The 4,945-nt window shown below is 67.0% G+C and carries 4 protein-coding genes; 1 reads left to right on the top strand and 3 read right to left on the bottom strand.

The window, feature by feature from the left end:
- Positions 1–72: 72 nt before the first annotated feature.
- From Q0J54_RS11925 to Q0J54_RS11935, 3 genes are read right to left on the bottom strand one after another with little or no spacing between them, the layout of a single operon-like run.
- On the bottom strand, positions 73–696 hold the full coding sequence (locus Q0J54_RS11925) for a hydrogenase-4 component E (RefSeq protein WP_296305966.1): 624 nt from the start codon (positions 694–696) through the stop codon (positions 73–75).
- A gap of 10 nt (positions 697–706) precedes the next feature.
- Positions 707–1,642 carry an NADH-quinone oxidoreductase subunit H gene (locus tag Q0J54_RS11930; RefSeq protein WP_296305967.1) on the bottom strand — a complete coding sequence of 312 codons (936 nt, stop codon included), beginning with the start codon at positions 1,640–1,642 and terminating at the stop codon, positions 707–709.
- Entirely contained in the window at positions 1,639–3,660 is a 2,022-nt protein-coding gene (locus Q0J54_RS11935) for a proton-conducting transporter membrane subunit (RefSeq protein ID WP_296305969.1), read from the bottom strand. Before Q0J54_RS11935 ends, Q0J54_RS11930 begins: the two co-directional genes overlap by 4 nt.
- A 340-nt stretch (positions 3,661–4,000) precedes the next feature.
- On the opposite strand from Q0J54_RS11935, the gene Q0J54_RS11940 reads away from it, so the two are divergent.
- Positions 4,001–4,825 carry a TatD family hydrolase gene (locus tag Q0J54_RS11940; RefSeq protein WP_296305970.1) on the top strand — a complete coding sequence of 275 codons (825 nt, stop codon included), beginning with the start codon at positions 4,001–4,003 and terminating at the stop codon, positions 4,823–4,825.
- The last annotated feature ends 120 nt before the right edge of the window (positions 4,826–4,945 follow it).

The following is a 4,945-nucleotide window of genomic DNA, read 5'->3' on the forward strand; positions in this document are numbered from 1 at the left end:
ATGTCATGTCTGCTCATAACAAACAGGAAAGCAGGAGTCATTCAAGATGTCCAGCTTTTTTAGAAACAGCCCCTAGTCCCGGAGATTGTGGAAGCGGTTGACGTCGATGGACTCAAAGGTGTCGCTGATGTGATTGATGGCGATGCCCATCACGAAGACCGCCACGAAGATGTCCAGCAACAGGGTCAGCTCGAACCAGATGGCCCCGGCGCTCATAAGCGGGATGCCCAGCAGGAAGATGCCGTTTTCCGCCACCAGATAGCCCATGACCTGCGAAAGCGCGGTGACGCGCCCCACCACCAGCACCAGCCCGCAAAAGAGCGTGGTCAGCGCCGCGGGCAGCAGCAGCGGCGGGAAGAGCCCGGGCGGCATGGGCAGACGGCCTTCCAGCCAGAAGGAGAAGAGCAGCCCCCCCATGCCCGCCAGCACGGCCCAGCCATAGCCGAAACGGGGCCGCAGGTGCGGTTCGGCCCCGATGCGCCGCCGGGTGCGATTGAGCAGCCAGGGCAGGATGCCCCCCTTGATGACCAGGACGGCCGGGGCCAGCAGGGTATGGTCCAGCGCCAGCAGCACGCCGGCCAGCAGCACGCCCTGAAGGGTGATGAGCCGGATGAGGCTGCGCAGGCGGTCCACGCCCAGCAGAGCAAGATTGTTCAGGGTCAGCGCAAGGAGCAGCAGTTGCAGGAAACTGGTCATGGCAGCCTCGTCAGCGGATCTGGGTCAGGATCAGGGCCAGGGCGGCCAGCACGCCCGCGCCGCCCAGCAGCCGGGGGACAGAATACATGCGCAGGCGCGCCATGACCGACTCCACCACGCCCACCAGCACGGCCATGAGCAGGATGGTCGCCAGCCAGCAGAGGGCCTGCGCCCACCAGGTGGTGAGGTCGGGTACCAGTATGCCCGCGGGCAGGGCCGCGAAAAACCAGAGTTTGAGCGCGGAGCCGTACAGAATGTACGCCAGGTTGGGCCCGGAATGATCCAGGATCATCACCTCATGGATCATGGTCAGCTCAAGATGCGTGTTGGGGTCGTCCACCGGGATGCGGCAATTTTCGACCAGGAGCAGCACGAAGAGCACCACCGGCACGAAGAGCAGTTCGGAGCGGCCCAGCAGCCATTCCGTGCCGGGACGGCCGCCCAGCATGCCGGAGAGGGACAGGTGGGTCTCCAGATGCAGGGCCCCGCCCACACAGGCCAGGGCCAGCAGACAGCAGAAGAGCACAGGCTCGGCCAGTGCGGAAAAGGTGGCCTCGCGGCTTGCCCCCATGCCCTCGAAGGACGAGCCCGTGTCCAGCGCCGACAGGATGACGGCAAAGCGGCCCAGGCCCAGCAGATAGGCGGCCAGCAGGAAATCTCCCTGGAAGGCCAGCGGCGAGGTGACGCCGCCCAGCGGCAGCAGGGCCAGCGCGCAAAGCACCGTGGCCAGCGAGACCGCCGGGCCGAGCGAGAGCACGAAGCTCGCGCTGCGGCTCACCACCTCGCCCTTGCGCAGCAGCTTGAAGATGTCGAAATAGAGCTGGAGCAGCGGCTTGCCGTGCCGGCCGGCGAATTTGGCCTTGACGCGGTTGATGATGCCCGGCAGCAGCGGAGCCAGCAGCAGCGCCAGCACGAACTGGACAAGATAGGCGGCGAGAGGGCTCATGCGTGCATCCCCCAGATCAGCAGGGCCACAAGGGTAACGAGGATATACAGAATATACAGATAGATCTTGCCGTGCTGCACGATCTTCAGCGCATTGCACAGCCGTTCCACGGCCTCGAAAAGCGGCGTGAACAGGCTGGTCCGTATGCGGTCCGGCGCGGCGATGGTCAGCGTGGCCCTGTCGGGGAAGAGACCGCCCCCGCCCTTTTCCGTGATCTTCAGGCCCATGATGCCGCCGAACAGGCGGCCCAGCGGCTCGGAATAGGACGCCTCGGTATACTGGATGCGCGGCGTGCCGAACTGGTAGCCGCAGCCCCAGGTCTCCCGGCATTCCACGGGCCGGCGGCGCAGCAGGCGGCGGCGCGCGAGCAGCAGGACGGCCGTCAGCAGGACGACGGCGCCGCCGACGCCGGCGATGATGTCCAGGATGTGCCCTACCTCATTGACGGCGCGCGCGCCGGAAAGCTCGGCCAGCGGCGGCAGATGGGCCGCGATCTGCGCCGTGGGGGCCACGAGTTCGAAACAGCGGCCGGCCAGCAGGCCGCCGGCCACGCAGGCCGCCGCCGGGAAGAGGAGCGGCCAGAGGGTGCGCCAGCCCGCCACATGGGGATGCCGGGCCGCGTCGCTGCGCGCGTCTCCCAGGAAGGTGATGCCGTAGGCCTTGGTATAGGCGGCCAGCGCCAGCCCGCTCACCAGCCCGAGGATGACCAGCGAGAGCAACAGGCCGAGCTGGAGCTCCACCGTGGGCAGGCTCGCCCCGTCCAGCAGGGAGAGCGCCAGCACGAATTCCCCGGCAAAGCCGTTGAAGGGCGGCAGGCAGGCGATGGAGGCCGCCCCCAGCAAAAACAGGCCGCCCACCAGCGGCAGGCGCTTCTGGAGGCCGCCCAGGCGGTTCATGGCCACAGTGCCCGTAGCCTGCTGCACTTCGCCGGCGCAGAGGAAGAGCAGACCCTTGAAGGCCGAATGGTTGAGCATGTGGAAGAGCATGCCCGCAAAGCCCAGTGTGGCGATCCAGGGATGGCCGCTGGCCGCGCCCAGCACGCCCGCGCCGATGCCCACCAGCATGATGCCCACGTTCTCCACGCTGGAATAGGCCAGCAGACGTTTGAGGTTGCTTTGCGCCAGCGCCTTGAGGATGCCCATGAGCGCCGTGGCCAGCCCCAGCACGAGGATGCACCAGCCCCACCAGAGCGGCGCGTCCACCGGCTGACCCAGAAAATCGAATCCGCGCAGGATACCGTAAAGGCCGGCGTTGATCATGGCCCCGGACTGGAGGCCCGCCACATGGCCGGGGGCCGCCGGATAGGCCTCCGGCATCCAGACATGCATGGGCGCGATGCCGGATTTGGCCCCGAAGCCCAGCAGGCCCAGCAGGAAGAGGGCGGACGTGTAGCTGGAATGTTCCTGCGCCGCCAGCACCGCGAAGTCCGTGCTGCCGCCCACCTGCCAGAGCAGGGCGAAATAGGCGATGAGCAGCACCGCCCCCAGATGCGCCGCCACGAGGTAGATCCAGGCGGCGTCGCGCACCTTGCGGTCGCTGTCGTCAAAGTCGATGAGGAAGAAGGGCGCGAGGGACATCACCTCCCAGGCGATGAGAAAGAGCACCGCATCCCGCGCCGCCAGCACCACGGCCATGCCCGCCACCAGCAGCACATAGAAGAACCAGTGCGCCGCCAGATTGTGCTCCTCCGGCCGGGTCTTGCGCAGGGAGAGACCGCCGGACAGGGAGCAGACGGCCCCCAGCCCGAAGACTGGCAGCAGGAACAGGCGGCTGAGCGGGTCGAGCCCCAGGGAAAATTCGCCCAGCGGCAGCCCCCAGGTCAGGCTGAACTGAAGGACGAGCTCCCACGGCCCGCTGAAAACCCCGGCCAGCCCCAGCCCGCAGGCCGTCACCACACAGCCCGGCCCCAGCATATTGGCCAGCCGCGTCAGGCGCACCGACGGCGGCAATCCGGCCAGCACAAGGAGCACGACGGCCGCAACGCCCAGAAGACCTATCGCCAGAACAAACAAGGACATGCCCACACTCCGTGGAGAGGCCGAGCCGCCCGCGCCCCCTCTCCCTTCCGAAAAATCTTTTTCCGGTCCATGCCGGCCGGCGACGGGGCCGGGGATCGTTCGCCGCGCGCACGTCCCCCGGCAAGTCCACGAAAAAATGCCGGGCCGGAAAAAACGCTCTTTGCCGTTGCCGGCGCGGAAAGGAGGCCCCGATGCGCGCCCTGCAAACGGCGCGCACACCATACGCCGAATGCCCGCCGCATGCAATGTCCGGCAGCGGGGTTTTTCCGCTGTTTTTGCCTGCTTGCCAGTCGTGCCGCGCCCTGCTACCACAGGGCGACAGTCCAAAGGGAGAGATGTCATGTCCCACAAGAACGTAAAGCGCACGGACCCGCTGACCCTGAGCCTGCCGCCCGTGGGGGTGGACAGCCATGCCCATCTTGCCGGCAGCGAATTCGACGCCGACCGCGAGGAGGTGCTCGCGCGGGCGGCCGCCTGCGGGGTGGCCCGCATCGGCAACATCTTTCTGGAACCGGCGGCCTTTGACGAGCAAAAGCGCGTGTTCGACGCCCATCCCGAAGTCTTTTTCGTGCTGGGCATCCATCCTTGTGAAGGGCAGACCTGTGACAAGGCGGCTCTGGAGCATATGCGGCGGGCTTTCGCCGACGAACCGCGTCTGCGCGCCGTGGGTGAGATCGGTCTTGACTTTTACTGGGACGACTGCCCGAAGGAATTGCAGTATCAGGCCTTTCTCCAACAGCTTGATCTGGCCCGCGAACTGGCAAAGCCCGTGGTCATCCACTGCCGCAACGCCGAAGAAGAAACCCTTGCCCTGCTGGAAGGGCGGGGCTTTGCGGACTATCCTCTGCTCTGGCACTGTTTCGGCGGAGCGCCGGCCCTGGCGCGGCGCATCGTGCGCAACGGCTGGCACATCTCCATTCCCGGCCCGGTGAGCTATCCGGCCAATGCGGCCCTGCGCGAGGCCGTGGCCGTCATCCCCGACGACCGTCTGCTGCTGGAGACCGACAGCCCCTACCTTTCCCCGGTTCCGTGGCGTGGCAAGCGTAACGAACCAGCCTTCACCGTCTTCACCGTCCGGCAGATGGCCGAGGCGCGCGGCGTGGCCCCGGAAGAGCTCTGGCAGCTCTGCGGCGACAATGCCCGCCGCTTCTTCGGTCTGGAGTAGAGCGGGGGCGGCGTTTCGTTCTTTCTTTCCCTTTTCTTTTTTGCTGGCTTGTGGCTTCAGCCCGGCATGGGGGCGTGGTAGCCTGCGCGGCTGGCGGCAGGGGGGGGGGGGGGGGGGGGG

This window comes from uncultured Desulfovibrio sp. (genome assembly GCF_944324935.1).
Taxonomy (GTDB): Bacteria; Desulfobacterota; Desulfovibrionia; order Desulfovibrionales; family Desulfovibrionaceae; genus Desulfovibrio.

Coding starts and splice junctions, on each gene's coding strand:
- Q0J54_RS11925 (WP_296305966.1), bottom strand. CDS start 696: ATGACCAGTTTCCTGCAACTGCTGCTCCTTGCGCTGACCCTGAACAAT.
- Q0J54_RS11930 (WP_296305967.1), bottom strand. CDS start 1,642: ATGAGCCCTCTCGCCGCCTATCTTGTCCAGTTCGTGCTGGCGCTGCTG.
- Q0J54_RS11935 (WP_296305969.1), bottom strand. CDS start 3,660: ATGTCCTTGTTTGTTCTGGCGATAGGTCTTCTGGGCGTTGCGGCCGTC.
- Q0J54_RS11940 (WP_296305970.1), top strand. CDS start 4,001: ATGTCCCACAAGAACGTAAAGCGCACGGACCCGCTGACCCTGAGCCTG.